This window comes from Clostridium lamae (genome assembly GCF_033043255.1).
GTDB classification, from domain to species: domain Bacteria; phylum Bacillota; class Clostridia; order Clostridiales; family Clostridiaceae; genus Clostridium; species Clostridium lamae.
The window spans coordinates 1-20,861 of record NZ_JASCQJ010000043.1 but is presented as its reverse complement, the minus strand read 5'-3'; the positions used below and the strand labels follow the sequence as shown (position 1 = coordinate 20,861).

Here is a 20,861-nt window from a genome sequence, read left to right as displayed (position 1 = left end):
TCCCTCCTAACTAAAAATTCTTTTTACTATCTAAAATTATCGTAACTGGTCCATCATTAACAATATCAACCTTCATATGAGCGCCAAATTCTCCAGTCTCAACCTTTAAATTAGTTTCTCTTAATAACTGAACAAATCTTTCATATAAAGAGTTAGCTCTATCTCCGCCTTCTGCTTCCATAAAATTAGGTCTTCTTCCTTTTCTACAATCACCATATAGGGTAAATTGAGATATAGCTAGAATATCACCTTTTACATCTAAAAGAGAAAGATTCATTTTATCATTTTCATCTTCAAATATTCTTAAATTAACTATTTTATCTTTTAAATATGCTAAATCTTCTTCTGTATCTTCTTTTGAGAAACCAATTAATAAATTCAGTCCTTTATTAATTGACCCTACAACATTATTATCTACGATAACTCTAGAAGAATTTACTCTTTGAACTACAACACGCATTATTAATCCCCTCTAATTGTTCATTCTATACACATCCATTACACCTTTAAGCCTTCTTATTTTTCTCATAAGTTCTTTAAGTTGTTCAATGGAATCTATTTTTACTCTTATATTAATCATAGCTATATTACCTTTAGATGATTTAGCATTTAAAGCATTTAAAGTAAGCTTAGATTCTGTTATTATCGTCATAATATCTGATAATATTCCGATCCTATCTTCAGCTTTAACTTGTATTTCTGCCACATAAGCAGCACCTTTTGATAATCCCCATGATACTTCAACTACTTTTCCTGAATCAAAGTTTATTAACGACTTTAAATTACTACAATCACTTCTATGGATAGAAACTCCTCTACCTTTTGTAATATACCCTTGTATATCATCACCATGTACCGGATTACAACATCTAGCAAATCTAACCATTAAATTACTAACACCCTTTACAGTAACACCATAGGAATTAGATGTTGCAGCCTTAGATGTATTTTTATCTGACTTATTTATATGATCATCAATAGCTTTATTTATTGTTTCAGCACTATGCTTTTCAATTATATTTTCTTCTTTAAGTTTAGAAATATATGCTGAAGCTGATATTTGTCCTATACCTATTGCAGCATATAGATCTTCCATACTGTGCAGGTTGTATCTTTTAATGGCTTTTTCATAAACTTCGCCTTTTGCTATTTCTGAATATATAACACCTTGCTTTTTAAGTTCCTTTTCAAAAGCTTCTTTACCTTTATCTATATTTTCTTCTTTTTTAATCTTCTTAAACCATTGCCTTATTTTGCTTTTAGCTTGATTGCTCTTAGCTATATTTAGCCAATCTATATTAGGCCCCTTGGCATTTTTAGATGTTATTACTTCAACAATTTCACCAGTCTTTAAATTATAATCAAGTGGTACAATCTTACCATTTACTTTTGCCCCTACACACCTATTTCCTACGTCGGTATGAATTCTATATGCAAAATCAATCGGTGTTGCCTTGCTTGGTAAGTTTATAACTACACCTTTAGGAGTAAAAACAAATATTTCATCTGTAAATAGATCTATTTTAAAACCTTCTATAAACTCTTCAGCATCAGATGTTTCTTTTTGCCACTCTAGCATATCTCTTAGCCATGCTAATTTATTTTCAAAAGTGTTTTCTCTATCTTCTTGATTATCACCTTCTTTATACTTCCAGTGAGCTGCTATACCATATTCAGCAGTCCTATGCATTTCAAAGGTTCTAATTTGAATTTCAAAAGTCTTTCCCTGAGGCCCTATAACAGTAGTGTGAAGAGATTGATACATATTAGGCTTAGGCATTGCTATATAATCCTTAAACCTACCTGGAATAGGCTTATATATAGTATGAACTATTCCTAATACCCCATAACAATCTTTCACTGTATTTACTAGTATTCTAATAGCTGTTAAGTCAAATATTTGTTCAATACTCTTATTTTTATTAACCATTTTTTTATAAATACTATAAAAATGCTTCGGTCTTCCATCTATGTCACAATCTATTTCTGATTCATCTAGCTTTTTATATAAATCTTCTTTAATTTCCGATATATATGTTTCTCTTTCGACTCTCTTCTCCGCTATTTCTTTTACTAAATCATAATATTCTTCTTCATGTAAATATCTAAAAGATAAATCCTCAAGTTCCCATTTTATTTTAGAGATACCTAGTCTATGAGCTAAAGGTGCATAAATATCTAAAGTTTCTTTAGCTTTTTGTTTTTGTTTTTCTTTTGGCATAAACTTTAATGTTCTTAAATTATGAAGCCTATCTGCAAGCTTTATAATTATTACTCTTATATCCTTTGCCATAGCTAGAAGCATTTTTCTAACATTATCCGCTTGCTGCTCTTCTTTAGTTTTATACTCTATTTTCCCAAGTTTAGTTACTCCTTGAACTAAATCTGCAATTTCTACATTAAAAATATTTTTTATATCGTCGTAAGTATATTCTGTATCTTCTATTACATCATGTAGAAGGCCAGCCACAATAGTACTAGTATCCATACCCATTTCAGCTAATATAATAGCAACATCAACAGGATGAGTCACATATGGCTCTCCTGATTCTCTTTTTTGATTTTTATGAGCATCAAAAGCTAAATCATATGCTTTTTTTACTATATCTATATCAATATTATTACAATTTTCATTAATTTTCTGCAATAGGCTTTCATACATATGGGTAATCTCCTTTGATTTAGTCTAAAATAATTGGCTGGTTTTAACAACCAGCCATTTTCTTTTATTATATAATATTTATCTTTTTATTTCAACAATATTAAAACTCATAATCAACTAATGACATAACTTCATACTTTTTAAGTTTATCTCTTCCATTAAGTCCTGTAAGTTCAATAGCAAAATCTAAACAAACAACTTCTCCACCTGCTAATTCTACAAGCTTTGCAACAGCTTCTATTGTTCCACCTGTTGCTAATAAATCATCAACTATAGCTACTCTTTGACCCTTCTTAATAGCATCTTTGTGTAATTGTAATGTATCGCTACCATACTCTAAATCATAAGTTACTGATACTGTTTCACCTGGTAATTTACCTGGTTTTCTAACTGGTACGAATCCTATCCCCATAGCATATGCAACTGGAACCCCATAAATAAATCCTCTAGCCTCAGGCCCTACTATTAAATCTATTTTTTTATCTTTTAAATGCTCCACAATTTTATCTATTGAGTATCTTAGAGCCTCACCATCACCAATAACTGTAGTAATGTCTTTAAAACTAATACCTTCCTTTGGGAAATTTTCAATTACTCTTATTTTTTCCTTTAGATCCATGATAACTCCTCCATCACTTTAATTTATAAACTATATAATTATTATAACTACTTTATACAAAAATAATATAAACTTATAATAAATAATTAAAATAATTATATAGTCATTTGGGATTTATTTAAATATTTTGTTATTTGTTCTGCTCTATCTTTTTTATTTGTTGTTAATAACTCTATAATAATGCGTGCGTTATCCATCATAGTTACAGCATTTATAGTCGGTGTAATAAGGTTTATAATTTTTAATATGCATTCATCGTCCATTTCAATCATATTGTAATAATTCATTATAGCCCTTAATCCATAGTTATTAGTATTTATTAAGAACTTTCTTCCTTCCTTTAAAATAACTCCATTTTCTCCTTTTAAAGGAACTTCTGCCCATTGTTCTCCAATAAGAATTAAATCTAAATATTTGTTTATACTTTTTATATTATAATATATTGCAATAGCTTGCATTAATTTAAAAGTAATCCCACTAATAGCTAAATTCTTATATCTGTAGTTACATCCTTTTTGATTTGGATTTATGTAAATATAATTTTTTTCATAGTCAGCTTCTTTATTTTCCAATACTATCAAATCTATCCCAAGATCCCCACAAAGCTTTTCTTCTTCATCTGAATTTAAATCTAATCCTAGAGTTATTAAAAGTTGTCCTCCTAAAAAGCTAACATTATTAACTATTTCTTCAGACGTAATTCTAGAGTTAGAATTTTCATCACAAATTACATATTCTATATCTGCATTTAAGTACCTTAATACTAAATTTAAAGAAGATATAGCACATAATCCATCAACATTTGGAACACCATATATAACGATCTTTTTTCTGTTATTTATAGCTTCAACCATATGTTCAATAGCTTTGCTCATATTTTTAAGTATAAAGGGATTATATCCAGTAATATAATTTGGACTATAAATACTCTCCCAAAACTTACGCATTATAAACTCCTCCATAAAACTTAAGAAAACACATATATTATAATGTATATTCATAAATATTACAAATGTTTTCTTATAAAAAAACAATAAACCTCCAAATTATTAAGGAGGTTTATATTTTTTTAGTGCTTATTTTAAAAATAAACTAACTTTTCACTCTCTTTTTATCTTCTCTATTTTTTAATATAGCCCATACTGGTGTTGCTACAAATATTGAAGAATATGCACCTGCTGCTATTCCTATAATTAATGGGAATGAAAACTCCCTAACTGTAGGTACAAATATATTTACAGCAACAATTGTTATTAATGTTGTTAATGTCGTGTTTATTGACCTTGACATAGTTTGAGTCACGCTTTTATTAGCTATTTCCGTAATAGACGCGCTTCTCATATTCTTTGAGTTCTCTCTTATTCTATCAAATATTACTATTGTATCATTAATAGAGTATCCTACAATTGTTAATATAGCTGCTATAAATGGTGTATTTACTGGTATATTAAAAATAGCAAAAACACTAATTGTAATTAATAAATCATGCACAAGTGCTACTATTGCTGCTATACCATAATCAACCTTAAATCTTACAACAATATAAACTAACATTGCTAAACAAGCTACTAATAAAGCAATAATAGAATTTTTTGTAAGCTCCTTACCTACTGAAGCTCCTATTTCATCTTGTGACAATAAGGCTTCATCTTCTAAACTATATTTATCTTGTAATGCTTTAAAGACTTCTGATACCTTAGTACTATCTAGTTCCTTTGATTTTATTTCATATTGAGTATCTGCTGCTTCATTAGTAACAGCATCAGGTACTAATTCTTTAACAATCTCATCTACTTCTGGTTTGTTAAACTCTTTACCAAGCTCAACTACCATCTTAGTACCACCTTTGAAGTCTATTCCAAAATTAAGTCCTTTTGTAACTGTAAATCCTACTCCAACTAATATTAAAATTAGTGATAAAGCAAACCAAATCTTACTCTTTTGAACTATCTTAAGCACTTTTAATTCTTTCTTATTACCAAACTGCCATATCTTCTTTAGAATTCCTATATCTATGGCTGAATTCATTAACTTCTTTGTAACTATTAACGCTGTAAATAAACTTAAAACAATACCTATCATTAATGTTACTGCAAACCCTTTAACTGATCCAGATCCTATAAAATATAGTATTAATGCAGCTATGAAAGTTGTTGAGTTTGAGTCAACTATAGATGACATAGCATTTTCAAAACCAGCCTTAACCGCGCTCGTAACTGTAATTCCTCTTGATAATTCTTCTTTAATTCTTTCGAATATTAGTATATTTGCATCTACAGCCATACCTACAGTTAGTAATAAAGCTGCTATTCCCGGTAAGGTTAATGCAACCTTCAGCTCCGTGAATACTAATAAAACCAAAGTAATATATAACGTTAATGCAATACTTGCAAATAATCCTGGTAATCTATAATAAATTATCATAAATAAAAATATTATTACTATTCCAATTATACCAGCCTTTATTGCATTTGGTAATGCTTCAGCTCCTAATTGAGCTCCAACATTAGTTATTGAAACCGCTTTAATTGAAACTGGCAATGCACCTGAGCTTATTATACCTGCAAGATTTGTTGCTTCATCCATAGATGACATACCATTAATTACTGCTTTACCATTAGTTATAGCACTTTGGACTACAGGTGATGATACTACCTCATCATCCATATATATACTAATAGTCTTCCCTATATTATTAGCTGTCACTTCAGCAAATTTTTCTTGTCCTTCATCATTCAACTCTAATGATACTACTGGACTAGATGTTTCATCTAAAACTGCTGTTGCTTCTTTAACATCTTTTCCTGTTAAAACAACGTTTCCATCTGAATCTTTAAATTCTAAATTACCAGTCTTACTTAAATCATCAACAATTTCATTTGAATCGTATGCTCCAGGGATATCAATCCTTATTCTTTTTTCGCCTTCTTCAGTAACTACTGTTTCAGCTACACCAATACTATTAACCCTAAGTTCTAATAATTGTTTTGTTCTCTGACGTACATCCGTTGAGACCTCATCCTCTTGTATTTCCATTAAAACGGATACACCACCTTGAAGGTCAAGTCCCTTTGTAATTGCATTATTTAAAGATTTAACCTCCCAACCTGCTATTTTAAATCCATTAAAACAAACAAGTGCTAGTGAAATTATTGCAACTACAGAAAGTATAAATAATATTGAACTTTTTCTCTTAGTTTTTCTGTTCCCTTTCATTGTCTTCCCCCTCTGCTACTTTTTTCATATAAATTATATTACTTATGTTAAGTAATATCAATAACTTTTTCTCTAGTTTGTATATTTCTTCCATGTATTATTCATAAATAAAAAAAGTAAGAGAAATTCTCTTACTTTTTTTTCATTTTTAAATATTAATTCCAAGCATTCCTGAGAAGAGCCCAATAAATAAACATAAAGAAAACTTTATAAAATCATACATTGTTAAAGAAGCTTCTGCACCAAACAATACTCCAATTAAATATAGAGCTATGTAAAATATGCATCCTACAGCTAAGCCAACAACCCACCCCTTACTACCATATGATTTTACAGCAATTACAGAGCCTACCACTAAAGCCAAGCATGAAATTACCACATAAATAATATTAAATATAGTCTCACCTATTGGTACTTTATTCATTATAAATGCAAAAATTATAGATGCAATTGTAGTAATTACAAGTGCCCAGATAAGTCCTTTTGATACACTTTTGAAATAGCTTTGCCACTCCATAAAAATTCACCCCCTAGTATTTATCTTATGACTTACTAAGGGGCATTATTCTTATTCTGCTACTTTATTTACTTTTGTAGCTATTCCATTTTTAGTGATCTTTAACTTAGTTCTTTCAGCGCTAGTTTCAATTACTACATAGTCATCTTCAACTATTATTATTTTTCCCATTATTCCGCCTCTTGTAACTATTTCGTCATTTTTTTCTAAGGCTGATACCATTTCATTATATTTCTTAGTTCTTTTCTTTTCTGGTAATATTAATAAGAAATACATAAGACCAAACATTAAAGCAAAAGGTAATACTAGTGATAATATAGCTTCCATTTAATTCATTCCTTCCATATAAACTATTTTTTCGTTTTAATTATACTATAATAAAAAATATATAACATTTATATAGTATTGTCAATCATATTAACAGATAATCAATACTTTAAGCTCTCCCATTCCATTCTTTAAGCTTTTGTTCTTTAAACTCCTTAAAGTATCCTCCATCTATAGCTGCTCTTATATCTTCCATAAGTTTATTGTAGAAATAAAGATTATGTAAAACACAAAGTCTCATAGCTAGCATTTCTTTAGCCTTAAATAAATGTCTTATATATGCTCTTGTATAACTCTTACAAGCTGGACATTGACATCCTTCATCTATTGGTCTAGTGTCTAGTTCAAACTTAGCATTCATTAAGTTTATTTTTCCTTCTTTAGTGAATACATGGCCATGTCTTCCATTTCTTGCTGGAAGTACACAATCAAAGAAATCAACACCTCTATCTACAGCTTCTAGTATATTGCTAGGAATACCTACTCCCATTAAATATATTGGCTTATCTTCTGGTAAGTATGGAACAACAGCATCTATTATTCTATACATTTCTTCGTGAGTTTCACCTACTGCTAAACCACCTATAGCATATCCATCTAAATCCATTTTAGTTATAGTCTTAGCGTGTTCTATTCTTATATCTTCGTAACATCCACCTTGGTTAATACCAAATAGCATTTGATCCTTATTAATAGTCTCTGGTAATGAATTTAATCTATCCATTTCAACTTTACATCTTTCAAGCCATCTAGTTGTTCTTGCTACTGACTTTTCTACATATTCTCTAGTTGATGGATTTGGAATACATTCATCGAAAGCCATTGCTATAGTAGATGCAAGATTGCTTTGTATTTGCATAGACTCTTCAGGCCCCATAAAAATCTTTCTACCATCTATATGTGAAGAGAAATATACTCCCTCTTCTTTTATCTTTCTCATTCCTGATAGTGAAAATACTTGGAATCCACCTGAATCAGTTAATATAGGTCTATCCCAGTTCATAAACTTATGTAACCCACCAAGTTCAGCTACAACTTTATCAGATGGTCTTAAATGAAGATGATAAGTATTAGATAATTCTACTTGACATCCTATCTCTTTTAAATCCATAGTAGATACAGCACCTTTTATTACTGCTAAAGTACCAACATTCATAAATACTGGTGTTTCAATAGTTCCATGAGGTGTTTCAAATCTTCCTCTTCTAGCTTTTCCATCTTTTTTTAATAAAGTATATCTTTTTTTACTCAATTTTTCACGTCCTCTTTATTGTTATTCTTTAATAAGCATAGAATCTCCGAAGGAGAAAAATCTATATCTTTCTTTTACAGCTGTATTATATGCATTCATTACATTTTCCTTACCTGCTAAAGCGGAAACTAACATAATTAATGTTGATTCTGGTAAATGAAAATTTGTAATAAGCTCATCTATAACCTTATATTTATATCCTGGATAAATAAATATATCAGTCCAACCACTTTGTTCTCTAACAAAGCCATTTTCATCACCTATAGTCTCTAAAGTTCTAGTAGATGTAGTTCCTACAGCTATAATCTTATTACCTCTTTTTTTAGTTTCATTAATTATATCTGCATTTTCTGTATCTAAATGATAATATTCTGAATGCATTATATGTTCATTTATATCATCAACTTTTACTGGTCTAAAGGTTCCAAGTCCTACGTGAAGAGTTAAATAAGCAATATTAACTCCCTTAGCTTTAATTTCTTCTAATAATTCATTAGTAAAATGTAATCCTGCAGTTGGTGCTGCTGCTGATCCTTTCTCTTTTGAATATACAGTTTGATACCTTTCCCTGTCATCAAGTTTTTCTGTAATATACGGTGGCAATGGCATTTCTCCAAGTTCATCTAATACTTGTTCAAATATGCCCTCATATGAAAACTCAATTATTCTATTTCCTTCTTCTATGATATCAACAACTTTACATTTTAATTTTCCTTCACCAAATGTAAAAGTTTGCCCTATTTTAGCTCTTTTACCTGGCTTAGCAAGACATTCCCACTTATCTCCTTCTATTCTTTTTAGAAGTAAGAACTCTATTTTACCACCAGTACCTTCTTTTTCTCCTATTAATCTAGCTGGCATTACTCTTGTATTATTTAAAACTAAAGTATCACCCTTATTTAAATATTCTATTACATCATGAAAAGATTTATGTTCAATAATACCTGTGTTTTTATCTAAAACCATTAATCTTGAAGCATCTCTTTTTTCTAAAGGATGTTGCGCTATTAATTCTTCTGGTAAATCAAAATTAAAATCACTAACCTTCATCTTATTATCTCCTTTTATTATATTGTATATTATCAAAATAATTTTTGTTGTTCACCTGTTGTTCTTCTATTATTCTTACTTCTTCCTAAATGTTCATAAGCTTTATCTGTAGCAACTCTTCCCCTTGATGTTCTAACTATAAAGCCTGTTTGTAATAAATATGGCTCATATACATCCTCTATTGTTCCGAGTTCTTCTCCAATGAAATATGATAGGGTTTCTATACCAACAGGTCCACCATTAAAGTTATCTATTATGGCTTCAAGTATTTTATTATCTACTCTATCAAATCCCTTTTCATCTACCTCTAGAAGCTCTAATGCAGCCTTTGCTTCTTTATAGCTTATTAAAGAATTAGAATATACTTCAGCATAATCTCTAACTCTTTTTAATAATCTATTTGCAATTCTTGGAGTTCCTCTTGAACGCCTTGCAAGCTCATAAGCTCCTTCTTCAGTAATATCACAATTTAAAACAAATGCAGATCTTATTATTATTTCTTTCAGTTGTTCTTCATTATAGTATTGCATATCGCATAGTACGCCAAATCTATCTCTAAGTGGAGATGTAAGCATTCCTATTCTAGTTGTAGCACCTATCAATGTAAATTTAGGTAAATCTAATCTAATAGACTTAGCAGCCGCCCCTTTACCTATTACTATGTCTAAAACATAATCTTCCATTGCAGGATATAATATTTCTTCAACATTTCTATTTAATCTGTGAATTTCATCTATAAAAAGTACATCATTATCTTTTAGTGTAGTCAAAATTGCAGCTAAATCACCTGCTCTTTCAATGGCAGGTCCTGATGTTATCTTAAGCTCACCATTCATTTCTTTAGCTATTATATTAGCTAAAGTAGTTTTACCAAGCCCAGGTGGTCCATATAAAAGCACATGATCTAATGATTCATTTCTGTTTTGGGCAGCTTTTATAAATATATTTAATCTTTCTTTGACCTTGTCTTGGCCAATATATTCCTCTAAACTTTGAGGTCTTAAACTTAAAGTACTGCCATCTTCAAAAATTTCTTGTGGTGTTATTATTCTTTCCATATAATCACCTCTAACCCATAAGAACCTTTAAACAATTCTTTATAATATTTTCTATACTTTCGCTTTTATCAACTTTCTTTAAAGCAAGTTCTGCTTCTTTTTCAGAATATCCTAAAGCTAAAAGCGCTCCTAATGCTTCAGCTATGTTATTTGCATTTTCAGGTATTATCTCTTCAAAATCTCCTGAATTTTCAATTCCCTCTGCTAAATTTTCTTTCTTAATCTTATCCTTTAACTCTAAGATAATTCTCCCTGCTGTTTTTTTACCAATTCCAGGAGCCTTACATAAATGTTTATCGTCTCCCATCATAATAGCATATCTTAAATTATTTATTCTACTAATAGAAAGCAAAGATAATGCCGCCTTAGATCCAACTCCATTTATAGAAATTAATAGCTTAAACATCTCAAGTTCTTCTTTAGTATCGAATCCATATAAACCTAAGAAATCTTCTCTAACTATCTGTTCAAGATAAAGCATAACCTCTTCATCAATTTTAGGCATAGCTGACATAGTTGCTCCTGAAGTAAAAATTTTATATCCTATTCCATTATTTTCAACAATTATATAGTCCTTATTTATTCCTTTATATCTACCTATTATGTATTCGTACATACAACTACCCCTCCATTATGCCACTAAATATAGTTTTATTTCAGTTTTTAATCTACACTATACTTTATCATTATAGATAAAATAATTCAAGGCAAAAGCAATAGTATGCATTAATTCTAATTAACTTCCTTTATAAAGCAATAAAAAATTCAGTATTTACTGAATTTTTTATTGCTTTATAAAATATATATTTTTTAATAGAATTTAATTTTTCTTTAGATAAACTCCTTACATTATGCTTTTATATATTTCTGATTTCTGTAAAGTTCTATAATTTTAACCACATAACACTTACATCATCCTGCTTTTCAATTACTTCAAAACCAAACTCCTTATACATATTCATGGTACCTCTGTAATGCTTTTCTGATGATTCTTTAGTATCTATTGGAAGCCCAATTACTGCATCAAAATTTTGTAATTTAAAATCTTCAATAGCTTTTTTAAATAATTGTCTTGCAATACCTTGCTTCCTATATTCTGGGTGAATAACAAAACAAATAGCACAACCAATTTTTTTATCATTTGTTATATGTTTTAGATCCTCTTCTAATCTTAGAAACTGTCTTACATCATTTGCATTACACCATCCTATACACTTATCTCCATCAAATGCTAAATATCCCTTCATCTTTTCAGCTTTAATTTCCTCAATTGCCTCAGTACGATTTTCTATACCTGCCCTTTTTTGCCATTCCAACTGTGAACAGTTTGTATGATAAAATCTACAGAAACAAGTTGACCAATGAGGGGCATGACCAAAGTCTAAGTTCTCTAGATAGTCAGTAAAAATTGTGTGGAGCTCCGGTGTTAAAGGTTTAATTTCATATTCCATAGTATACCTCCTTTAAATAAAATTCATTTTTGTTAAGTTGATATTTAAATATGTACGATTTAATAATTAAAATCCATTTATTATGTACATTATATTCTTATCTCATTTAAAGTCAATTATATTTATCTTTTCCTACTAAAATGTAATTTCCTATAAATTAAATTCTATAAATTAAATATTAAACTTATTCCACAAAGACCTACATAAATCAACACATTACTGTTATCACCAGTGTTAAAATACTGACTAATATCTATTATCAAATCTTTAAAACCCTCATCTTCTATAGGAAATTCTTCAGCTTTGAACTCCCATTCCAAATAACCAATAGCTTCTTGAAAATCATTTCCTAGAGTAATTATTAATTTTTTTGTCACTACTAACAGTTATTGTTGAATGATTATTTTTCTACAGTCCAATCATTTATTTTCTTCTAAAAAAGTATTATCATCTGATAATCTCTACGTAATAAATAATATTAATGCCCTATATTAAAGCAAAAATAAAACACAAGGCTAGCTAGTTTAATAACCGATAACCTTGTGTTTCATTTTTTAATACTATTTAAAAGTAAATTATGATATTACTATATTAAAATATTTATTATATCGCTTCTACTTTACTCTGTCTAGATATATTAAGCAATATCCCCATTGCCGATAAATTAAATACCAGTGATGTTCCTCCATAGCTAATAAAAGGTAATGGCACTCCTGTTACTGGCATTGATCCACTTACTACTGCTATATTAATTATAGCTTGTATTGCAATTACTGAAATTATTCCTACTCCAACTAAAAATCCATAATTATCTCTTGCTTTTACTGCAATTGTTACCCCTCTTATCACTATAAACATAAATAGTGCTATGATACAGACACATCCAATTAATCCAAGTTCCTCACCTATAATAGCAAAAATGAAATCATTATGAGGCTCTGGCATAAATAAAGCTTTTTGTCTCGAATTACCAAGTCCAACTCCAAATATTCCACCTGACCCTAACGCATAAAGAGATTGAATTAATTGATAGCTATCACCAGATGGATCCGCCCATGGGTCTATAAAACTAGTTAATCTTTGTAATCTATAACTTTGCGTAAATATTAATGCAAGCCCTGCAACTGCCCCTACTGGAATAAGAGTAAATAGATGACTTAATTTAGCTCCTCCAACAAAAATCATTATAAAGGCAACCATCATAATTATAGCAGTTATACTAAGATTTTTTTCGAGTAAAATTAGAACTGCAAATACAGCTGCTATACATAAGTAAAATATTGTTCCTTGTCCGAATTTCTTTATCTTATTTTTTCTTTTGTCTATAAGTAGTGCAAGATAAAGTACCAATACGTATTTAGCAAGTTCAGATGGCTGAAATGATAGTGGCCCTAACCTTATCCATCTTACGGCTCCATTTATATCAGCACCAGCAAATAAAACTATTACTAAAAGTGCTATCGTAATTAGAACTAACCAAGGAGTTATTTTTTTATAAAAATGATAATCTATTGTCATAGTTGCTATCATACCTGCTATTCCTACTATAGCCCATATTATTTCTTTTAAAAAATAATAGTCTGTATTATATATATCTTTTTGATATAACGCATAATATGAACTTGATGAATATACCATTACAACTCCTATGAAAAGTACTAATAATAAAGCACATAGTAATGCGTAATCAATATTTTTCATATTAACTTTTTTCCGTCTTCTTTTTTTAGCTATCACATTTAAATCTACCTTGTTATCTATATTCATAATATCTCCACCATCTTACTCTTTTAAATCTAAGGAAATCTTTGTTCCTTTTTCAATAAGCTTTCCTGCTATAACATCTTGTCCATCTACTATTCCAACTCCGTTAGTTGTAAATTTTAGATTTAAGCTTTTCAAAATATTACTAGCTTCCTCTAAAGTCTTCCCCTTTAAATTAGGCATTATAATCTTATTTGAATCAATCCTACTATTTGATACATTTACATTAATAGTAGAACCTTCCTCAACTAATGAACCTGGATAAGGTTCCATATTGCTAACCTTTGATGAACTATCATCTACTTGAATATTTAAATTATATCCCTCTAATATCTTTTGTGCTTCACTGACACTTTTCCCCCTTATCTCAGGAACTATCACTCTAGTTTTTTGCGTATATCTATCTATATATACTTGAGAATCCATATAATTAAATAATTCACTAAGTAATGATTTTAAGATTGGTGTAGTTACTGGTCCACCATAATATTGACCTGCACTAGGTTCATTAACCTTTATATAAATAGTTATTTCAGGGTCTTCAACTGGATATAATGCTAAAACAGAAGCTATATATTTATCTGATGAATATCCTCCATTTTCAGAATCTATAGTTTCAGCAGTACCAGTTTTGCCTCCTACTCTTCTATTCTCTCCCATAAAACTCCCTATAGCTTGCCCCTGATTTATTGTTCTTTCTAAGTAATCTCTTAATGTTGCAGTAGTTGATTCAGAAATAACTCCTTTCTTAACTTCAGGTTCAAGCACAGTATCTATTACTTTTGTTCCATTACTTGTTTCATAATTTATTTCTTTCATTATATGAGGTTGAATTAAATCTCCTCCATTTGCAATAGCATTAAATGCAGTTATTAGTTGAACACTACTTACAGTATTGGTTTGTCCAAAAGCAATAGTAGCCAAATCCATTTCGCTCATATCACTAACTGACTTAATAATTCCTTCTGACTCTCCTGGTAAATCTATATTAGTCAATCCACCAAATCCAAACTTATCAATATATTTTTTTAACGTTTCACTACCAAGCCTTGCTCCTAACTCCATAAACCCTACATTACAAGAATTTTGTAATATTTGTGGTAGAGTTTGTGTTCCATGACCGGCTGTATTCCAACATTTAATTGTCGTTGATCCAAACTTTACTCCACCATCACAATAAAAAGTATCAGTTTCACTAGCTACTCCCTCCTCTAGTGCTGCTGCCATTGTGATATTTTTAAATGTTGAACCTGGTTCAAAAGCATCACTAATAGCACTATCTCTAAACATATTTTGAAGCTTTTCAAAATCATTTTCTCCTTCAAAATTCTCATAATCTTCGTAAGGAGTATTTGGATTAAAATCAGGTTTATTTACCATGGCTAATATTTCTCCATTATTTGGATTTGTAACAATTATAGTTACTTCTTTAGCCTTATTGTCTTGATACCCTTTTTCGGCTGCTTTTTCAGCCATCAGTTGTATGTTTTCATCTATTGTTAATTGAATATTTTTCCCATCTACAGGGCTTGAATATTTAACTGTTTGGTATGGTAGTTCTGATAAACTTCCATCAACTTCAGCTATTTTATACCCAGATATACCTGTAAGTTCATAATCATATTGTAGTTCTACTCCATTTAACCCTACATTATCTGAGTTTACACTTCCAATTACATGGGCTAAAAAATTATTATTTGGATAATATCTTATAGGATTAATAGATATTACTACTCCGTATATATTCAAATCTTGAATTCTATCAGCAGTTTCTTTATCTATACCTTTAATTAAAGTGCTTGTGTTTACCTTAACTCCGCCTTCTGTAATAGGATTTAATTTTTCAGTTACTTCTTCTATAGTAAGTCCAGATGCTTCTGCTAATTGCTTAGCTACTTCCTCTTTTGTGGTATCTTCATCTACAATATGTATTTCTATTGCATCTAAATCTAAGTCAACTCTATAAACATCTATTGAAGTTGCAAGTAAAGAACCATTTCTATCTGTAATATCCCCCCGTTTTGCTTGTACTGTTACTTGAGAATTCCACTGACCTTGAGCCATATGATTGTACTCTTCGCTCTTATAAATCATAATATAGGTAAGCTTACCAATTAAAAACATAAAAATTAAACAAACACCTATAGTTACATATAGAGCTCTTTCTCTAGACTTATTACTTTTTCTTTTCGGACTTTTAACTCGTTTGCTCATTCTAAACCCCCATATGGCTATAATTATATTTACATAATGATTTATTATTATATTATAACAAATATTAAATCATTATGTAAATTACTATACGTTCTTTAAACCAAATAAAAAGTAAAAGTGGAACCCACTTTTACTTTTTATCAAATAGACTTAGATATTCTTCATATCCTTCTTCTTTCATTTTTTCTTTAGGAATGAATTTTAATGAAGCTGAATTTATGCAATATCTTAAGCCTCCTAACTCTTCAGGTCCATCACAGAATACATGTCCTAAATGAGAATCTGAAGATTTACTTCTAACCTCTGTCCTTGTCATGCCATGACTTTTATCTATATTTTCACTGATTAGTTTTCTATCAATAGGTTTGGAAAATGCTGGCCATCCACAACCTGAATCAAACTTATCATCTGATATAAATAAAGGCTCTAAAGAAACTATATCTACATAAATGCCTTCCTTAAAATTATCGAAATATTCATTAATAAAAGGTGGTTCTGTAGCACTTTCTTGAGTAACCTTATATTGAACTTCAGTTAATCTATTTTTTAAATCATCTTTATTGTATTTATCCATTTTCCATCCTCCATTTATTCATATTATATATTGTAACATATTTTTCTATTTTTTATTTGTAACAAATATTCTTTTTATAGATGTTTGTGGAGGTTCAGATTTAGTCATAACTTCACTTACTCTCATATAAACTAAATCTCCCTTTTGCAAATCTATATTTTCCTTTTTGTCATTAGTAGAGTTCATTACCTTAGTCGTATCATCAACTATACCTATTACCTTAATTTTATTTACCTCTTTATCCTTAATGTAGCCTTCAACAGTTACTCTTACAGACTTTCCATCTTCACTTTTTTCTACATCCACGATTTCACCAATAACTACAGGACTCTTAGTATTTACTTCTTTCCCTGGCTCTGCACCAATAAGGATAAATGAAAATATTAATAAACAACAAACTACTAATAATGATTTTTTTAACTTCATAAAAAAGCCTCCTTTTTTTAAAATCATTATTAGTTTTATATATTTCAATATAAATATTCATTTTTTTGAAACATATAAATTATCCTTTATGTAAAATCTCCACATAAAATCCTTCGCTTCTTCCGCATAATCTATCCCAATCCTCTTTGTCTCCACTATTTCAAAACTTTTATTTTGGTTATGCTCTATATATAAATCACCTTCTAAATATATTTTTTTATAGTTATCATCCTTAGTTATTTTTAGGGCACTACATAATTTAGAAGGTCCATTTGTTAAATTTTTTTTCTGAGCCTTAGTTAGTTCTTCATAATTCTTATTAAATCTTATATTTGAAATATAATTAAAATTATCTAACGGTTCAACAGCTCTTATTAATACAGCCTCTGGTTCATCTTTAACATTAGTTACCACATTAAGACAATGATATAATCCATATATAAAATATACATATGATATTCCACCTTCTTCAAAAAGAGGTTTTGTTCTTTCAGTTTTTTTATAATTATAAGCATGACAAGCTTTGTCTATTGCACCAATATAACTTTCAGTTTCTACTATTATAGATTTAATTTTTCTTCCATCTATTTCTCTTATTAAATAATCTCCTAAAATACTTTTTGCAACCTCTATAGCATCTCTTTGATAGAAATCTTTAGTTATAATCATACTACTTCTCCTATGAATAAAATATTAAATCATTATATACCATTTTCACTTAGTATTTATTATTTATTAATTAAATATTTAATTTTTGCTAATTATTTTATTTATTATTGAAATACTATATATATAAATATTAGTATAGGTGATAAACATGTTAGAGATAATAATTGAAAAAATAATCCCCCCATTAGTTAATATTCTTGAATTGATAGGTATATTGGTGATTTCTATAGGGTCTATTAAAGCCTTCTATCATTATATAGTTTCATTAATTAAGAAAAATGACTATCCTCTAAAATGGGCATATGCAAATTCTATGGCAACTGCTTTAGAATTTAAACTTGCAGCTGAAATACTTAAGACTGTAATAATTAGGGATATAAAAGAACTAGTAATTTTAGGTTCAATTACGTTACTTAGAGGGCTGCTAACTATAATAATTCATATGGAAATGAAATCTGAAAATCCACATAAACAAAATAATAAAAAAAATAGTAATAAAAACTCATTATCTAAAGAATAAAGGAGCTATTAAGCTCCCTTACCATTCTATTGTTAGAATATTAACATCATCTTTTATTAAAGAAACTTTATATCCTTCATATATAAGCCACGCTAATAATTCTTTTTGAATTTCTTCATCATCTATTACAAGTATTGCCGAAATCTTATTTATATTTTCTTCTTTAGCATAGTTAATGTTTTCTAATATTTTTCTTTTTTTTTCATTTAATATTTCTTTATCCATTAAATCTTCCTCCTATCTTTAATTAATATTCCAGAAGATAAGATATTATGTTAATTATTTTCTGGGAAATATTTACATAAGCTAATAAAAGAAAGAGATAAAACTAATTTATCTCTTTCTTAATTACTCCTATAGCAACACCTAAAATGCTAGCTTCTTTATTTTCTAATTCTATTGGGGAATAAAGAGAGTTAGCTGGCATTAGCATAGGTGAATCTCCATTTAAATTTAAAGTTTTCAAAGTAGCTTCACCATCTAAATTAGCTGCAACTATTTCATTATGATTAGCGATAGCTTGTCTCTTTATAACTACAAGATCTCCATCACATATATTTTTATCTACCATTGAGTCACCTTTAACCCTTAAAATAAAAGAATCTTTTCCTCTCTCCAACCAGTATTTTGGTAAATAAAAATCGCCTTCTATATTATCATTAATTTCTATTGGATTTCCGGCAGCTATATTACTAAACATAGGTATTTCTTCTAGTTCATTTTCATTATAAATAACATTTTCTCCATTTAAAAGTTCTTTGCTACTAGATGCAGTATCTATATTAAATTCTACTACATCTTTATTTCTTAAATTAATATATTTATATTTCTCTATAGTATTTATTATCTTCTTCTCTTTCTCAAATTTCACCTTAAAGTTAAAACTCTTTCCTTTAACATCAACTTTTAAGCTATTAAATTTTCTTCCCTTTATCATCCATGAATTTTCCTTGTTATTTAACTCATTATTTAAGATGAAAATAAATGAAGAATGAGGTTTTTCATTATATATTTCCTTTACAAAATCAATTTCTGCTTTAGTTAATCTTTCTATATCATCTAATATTATATGACTATATAAACCATTATATTTTTTCACATAAGAAATAGCATGTAAAACATGATCATACTCATCAACAAATAAGTTTTCTACCAATTTTTCATTATATAAGTCTTTAATCCTATATATTGATTCCCTTGTATATGAGGATTTCTTTATTCTATTTTTTCTACCTTTTCTATCTATAATTAAATATTCTTCTAATGAAAAATTACTAGCTTTAATCCATAATATTTCTTCTAATAAAAATTCATATTTTACTTTCGAAATAAATTTAGATTTTTTATTAAAAGCATTAATTTCATTCTCTAAGCCTTTTAATATTGTTAATGACTCATTTTTAGTAATAATCTTATTAGATTGTCCTCTTTCTCTAATGTAAGCATTATAATATGTATTAATCATTTCTTCTAAGGTAATAATATTTACCCTATTCCTATCTAAAGAAAACAATGAGAAAAATTCCTCATGCTTTTTTTCTTCATTGTAAAGCTCGGTTACTTTTTTGTTATTATTATAATTAGATGTTACGAATAAAACTTTATCATCTTCATACAAGCAATAATTATTTTCTAAGTTTATAGCTTTATAAACTGATGCAGTACTTTTTCCAGTACCCTCTTTCCCTTTCACAACTTGATATCCAGATGACTTATGTTTTATAAACTTCTCTTGAGCTTTTATTAATTCCATCACTTCACCGCCTTATTCTCTGTCCAATTCTTTATGTATTTTAATAATATATTTTATCAATGTTTATGTCAAACAATAAGATAGTTTTAATCTTAAAATTCCATATTTTTCTTGTTATGTAATTGTTTATATTATATAATCTTTTTAAAAGTTATTTGGGGGTATTTTTATGAATAACATAAAAACATTATTATTTTTAGATTTATGGAAAATTAAAAACATGATTATACAAATTTTAAAAAATCCAGTACTATTCTTAAAAAAGTTATTTTCTATTGTGTTGTTCTTTGGGATTTGTTTTTCAACTATAATAGTTTCTATATTTAAAAATGACTCAAAATTATCTATTAATTTAGAAATACAACAATCCATACTTGGAATTATAAGTTTAGTATCATTTCTTATAATACTTTTTGTAATATCTCATTATTTAAATGATTATGCACCAAGTAATTTTTCAGTTCCTGATATAAATTATTTATTTCCTTCCCCAATAGATAATAAGATAATTTTATTCTATTCCATGATTAAAAGTGGGTTAAAAGGCGTTTTAAATTTTTTCATGATAATTTTATATGCTCTTCTTTTTATATTAACATTTACTAATTTATCTTTGATAGGTTTAATTCCAATAGCAATAGGTTTCTTTTTTATATTTTTATTTTTTATTACTCTTTCTTATTTATTTTTTGCAATTAAAGTAACATTTAATTTTACCAAAAAACTCAAAATTTTATCCTATATCACACAAGGAATAGCTATTATAATAGTATCCTTTTATTTTTATAA

The 20,861-nt window shown here is 28.5% G+C and carries 22 protein-coding genes; 2 read left to right on the top strand and 20 right to left on the bottom strand.

Annotation, left to right across the window (positions count from 1 at the left end; genetic code table 11):
- Window positions 1-10: 10 nt before the first annotated feature.
- From dtd to QK892_RS15390, 18 genes are all read right to left on the bottom strand, one after another.
- Complete coding sequence (gene dtd, locus QK892_RS15475; protein WP_317274455.1) at window positions 11-460, bottom strand: D-aminoacyl-tRNA deacylase; 450 nt, start codon at window positions 458-460, stop codon at window positions 11-13.
- Between the two features lie 12 nt (window positions 461-472).
- The gene (locus QK892_RS15470; protein ID WP_317274454.1) at window positions 473-2,662 is read right to left on the bottom strand and encodes a RelA/SpoT family protein; all 2,190 of its coding nucleotides are present in this window, start codon (window positions 2,660-2,662) and stop codon (window positions 473-475) included.
- Window positions 2,663-2,762: 100 nt separating this feature from the next.
- Entirely contained in the window at window positions 2,763-3,281 is a 519-nt protein-coding gene (locus QK892_RS15465) for an adenine phosphoribosyltransferase (protein ID WP_317274453.1), read from the bottom strand.
- Between the two features lie 95 nt (window positions 3,282-3,376).
- Entirely contained in the window at window positions 3,377-4,228 is an 852-nt protein-coding gene (locus QK892_RS15460; protein WP_317274452.1) for a DHH family phosphoesterase, read from the bottom strand.
- Window positions 4,229-4,373: 145 nt separating this feature from the next.
- A complete protein-coding gene (secD, locus tag QK892_RS15455; RefSeq protein WP_317274451.1) occupies window positions 4,374-6,497 on the bottom strand; it encodes a protein translocase subunit SecD in 2,124 nt (707 codons plus the stop codon).
- Window positions 6,498-6,645: 148 nt separating this feature from the next.
- Complete coding sequence (locus QK892_RS15450; RefSeq protein WP_317274450.1) at window positions 6,646-7,014, bottom strand: TIGR04086 family membrane protein; 369 nt, start codon at window positions 7,012-7,014, stop codon at window positions 6,646-6,648.
- Window positions 7,015-7,065: 51 nt separating this feature from the next.
- Window positions 7,066-7,341 (bottom strand): preprotein translocase subunit YajC, encoded by a 276-nt coding sequence (gene yajC / locus QK892_RS15445; RefSeq protein ID WP_317274449.1) that lies wholly within the window; start codon window positions 7,339-7,341, stop codon window positions 7,066-7,068.
- A gap of 109 nt (window positions 7,342-7,450) precedes the next feature.
- Window positions 7,451-8,593 carry a tRNA guanosine(34) transglycosylase Tgt gene (gene tgt / locus QK892_RS15440; protein ID WP_317274448.1) on the bottom strand — a complete coding sequence of 381 codons (1,143 nt, stop codon included), beginning with the start codon at window positions 8,591-8,593 and terminating at the stop codon, window positions 7,451-7,453.
- A 21-nt stretch (window positions 8,594-8,614) separates the two neighbouring features.
- Window positions 8,615-9,643, bottom strand: coding sequence for a tRNA preQ1(34) S-adenosylmethionine ribosyltransferase-isomerase QueA (gene queA, locus QK892_RS15435; RefSeq protein ID WP_317274447.1), 1,029 nt, complete (start codon window positions 9,641-9,643; stop codon window positions 8,615-8,617).
- A 32-nt stretch (window positions 9,644-9,675) separates the two neighbouring features.
- Window positions 9,676-10,701, bottom strand: a complete 1,026-nt coding sequence (ruvB, locus tag QK892_RS15430; protein ID WP_317274446.1) for a Holliday junction branch migration DNA helicase RuvB — start codon at window positions 10,699-10,701, stop codon at window positions 9,676-9,678.
- Between the two features lie 10 nt (window positions 10,702-10,711).
- Window positions 10,712-11,317, bottom strand: a complete 606-nt coding sequence (ruvA, locus tag QK892_RS15425; protein ID WP_317274445.1) for a Holliday junction branch migration protein RuvA — start codon at window positions 11,315-11,317, stop codon at window positions 10,712-10,714.
- Between the two features lie 268 nt (window positions 11,318-11,585).
- On the bottom strand, window positions 11,586-12,152 hold the full coding sequence (locus tag QK892_RS15420; protein WP_317274444.1) for a GNAT family N-acetyltransferase: 567 nt from the start codon (window positions 12,150-12,152) through the stop codon (window positions 11,586-11,588).
- 164 nt (window positions 12,153-12,316) lie between these two features.
- On the bottom strand, window positions 12,317-12,529 hold the full coding sequence (locus QK892_RS15415; RefSeq protein WP_317274443.1) for a hypothetical protein: 213 nt from the start codon (window positions 12,527-12,529) through the stop codon (window positions 12,317-12,319).
- Between the two features lie 226 nt (window positions 12,530-12,755).
- Window positions 12,756-13,919 carry a stage V sporulation protein E gene (gene spoVE, locus QK892_RS15410; protein ID WP_317274442.1) on the bottom strand — a complete coding sequence of 388 codons (1,164 nt, stop codon included), beginning with the start codon at window positions 13,917-13,919 and terminating at the stop codon, window positions 12,756-12,758.
- A gap of 15 nt (window positions 13,920-13,934) precedes the next feature.
- Window positions 13,935-16,130 carry a stage V sporulation protein D gene (locus tag QK892_RS15405; RefSeq protein WP_317274441.1) on the bottom strand — a complete coding sequence of 732 codons (2,196 nt, stop codon included), beginning with the start codon at window positions 16,128-16,130 and terminating at the stop codon, window positions 13,935-13,937.
- 130 nt (window positions 16,131-16,260) lie between these two features.
- Window positions 16,261-16,704 (bottom strand): peptide-methionine (R)-S-oxide reductase MsrB, encoded by a 444-nt coding sequence (msrB, locus tag QK892_RS15400; RefSeq protein ID WP_317274440.1) that lies wholly within the window; start codon window positions 16,702-16,704, stop codon window positions 16,261-16,263.
- 45 nt (window positions 16,705-16,749) lie between these two features.
- Window positions 16,750-17,130, bottom strand: coding sequence for a hypothetical protein (locus QK892_RS15395; protein ID WP_317274439.1), 381 nt, complete (start codon window positions 17,128-17,130; stop codon window positions 16,750-16,752).
- Between the two features lie 57 nt (window positions 17,131-17,187).
- Entirely contained in the window at window positions 17,188-17,799 is a 612-nt protein-coding gene (locus tag QK892_RS15390) for a DNA-3-methyladenine glycosylase (RefSeq protein WP_317274438.1), read from the bottom strand.
- Window positions 17,800-17,947: 148 nt separating this feature from the next.
- On the opposite strand from QK892_RS15390, the gene QK892_RS15385 reads away from it, so the two are divergent.
- Window positions 17,948-18,319 (top strand): DUF1622 domain-containing protein, encoded by a 372-nt coding sequence (locus QK892_RS15385; RefSeq protein ID WP_317274437.1) that lies wholly within the window; start codon window positions 17,948-17,950, stop codon window positions 18,317-18,319.
- A gap of 18 nt (window positions 18,320-18,337) precedes the next feature.
- On the opposite strand, the gene QK892_RS15380 is transcribed toward QK892_RS15385, so the two are convergent.
- Both QK892_RS15380 and lexA read right to left on the bottom strand, forming a co-directional pair.
- Window positions 18,338-18,544: a hypothetical protein gene (locus QK892_RS15380; RefSeq protein ID WP_317274436.1), complete on the bottom strand. Its 207-nt coding sequence runs from the start codon at window positions 18,542-18,544 to the stop codon at window positions 18,338-18,340.
- Window positions 18,545-18,647: 103 nt separating this feature from the next.
- The gene (lexA, locus tag QK892_RS15375; protein ID WP_317274435.1) at window positions 18,648-20,072 is read right to left on the bottom strand and encodes a transcriptional repressor LexA; all 1,425 of its coding nucleotides are present in this window, start codon (window positions 20,070-20,072) and stop codon (window positions 18,648-18,650) included.
- A gap of 169 nt (window positions 20,073-20,241) precedes the next feature.
- Here lexA and QK892_RS15370 point away from each other — a divergent pair.
- Window positions 20,242-20,861, top strand: a 620-nt coding sequence (locus QK892_RS15370; RefSeq protein WP_317274434.1) for a putative ABC exporter domain-containing protein, incomplete at its 3' end; no start/stop codon positions are given.

Bases quoted from the DNA above. Each gene is read 5' to 3' on its own strand.
- QK892_RS15380 (WP_317274436.1), bottom strand. From the start codon at position 18,544: ATGGATAAAGAAATATTAAATGAAAAAAAAAGAAAAATATTAGAAAAC.
- QK892_RS15385 (WP_317274437.1), top strand. From the start codon at position 17,948: ATGTTAGAGATAATAATTGAAAAAATAATCCCCCCATTAGTTAATATT.
- queA (WP_317274447.1), bottom strand. From the start codon at position 9,643: ATGAAGGTTAGTGATTTTAATTTTGATTTACCAGAAGAATTAATAGCG.
- lexA (WP_317274435.1), bottom strand. From the start codon at position 20,072: ATGGAATTAATAAAAGCTCAAGAGAAGTTTATAAAACATAAGTCATCT.
- secD (WP_317274451.1), bottom strand. From the start codon at position 6,497: ATGAAAGGGAACAGAAAAACTAAGAGAAAAAGTTCAATATTATTTATA.
- QK892_RS15465 (WP_317274453.1), bottom strand. From the start codon at position 3,281: ATGGATCTAAAGGAAAAAATAAGAGTAATTGAAAATTTCCCAAAGGAA.
- ruvB (WP_317274446.1), bottom strand. From the start codon at position 10,701: ATGGAAAGAATAATAACACCACAAGAAATTTTTGAAGATGGCAGTACT.
- QK892_RS15395 (WP_317274439.1), bottom strand. From the start codon at position 17,130: ATGAAGTTAAAAAAATCATTATTAGTAGTTTGTTGTTTATTAATATTT.
- QK892_RS15420 (WP_317274444.1), bottom strand. From the start codon at position 12,152: ATGGAATATGAAATTAAACCTTTAACACCGGAGCTCCACACAATTTTT.
- QK892_RS15405 (WP_317274441.1), bottom strand. From the start codon at position 16,130: ATGAGCAAACGAGTTAAAAGTCCGAAAAGAAAAAGTAATAAGTCTAGA.
- dtd (WP_317274455.1), bottom strand. From the start codon at position 460: ATGCGTGTTGTAGTTCAAAGAGTAAATTCTTCTAGAGTTATCGTAGAT.
- ruvA (WP_317274445.1), bottom strand. From the start codon at position 11,317: ATGTACGAATACATAATAGGTAGATATAAAGGAATAAATAAGGACTAT.
- QK892_RS15470 (WP_317274454.1), bottom strand. From the start codon at position 2,662: ATGTATGAAAGCCTATTGCAGAAAATTAATGAAAATTGTAATAATATT.
- spoVE (WP_317274442.1), bottom strand. From the start codon at position 13,919: ATGAATATAGATAACAAGGTAGATTTAAATGTGATAGCTAAAAAAAGA.
- QK892_RS15460 (WP_317274452.1), bottom strand. From the start codon at position 4,228: ATGCGTAAGTTTTGGGAGAGTATTTATAGTCCAAATTATATTACTGGA.
- msrB (WP_317274440.1), bottom strand. From the start codon at position 16,704: ATGGATAAATACAATAAAGATGATTTAAAAAATAGATTAACTGAAGTT.
- QK892_RS15390 (WP_317274438.1), bottom strand. From the start codon at position 17,799: ATGATTATAACTAAAGATTTCTATCAAAGAGATGCTATAGAGGTTGCA.
- yajC (WP_317274449.1), bottom strand. From the start codon at position 7,341: ATGGAAGCTATATTATCACTAGTATTACCTTTTGCTTTAATGTTTGGT.
- QK892_RS15450 (WP_317274450.1), bottom strand. From the start codon at position 7,014: ATGGAGTGGCAAAGCTATTTCAAAAGTGTATCAAAAGGACTTATCTGG.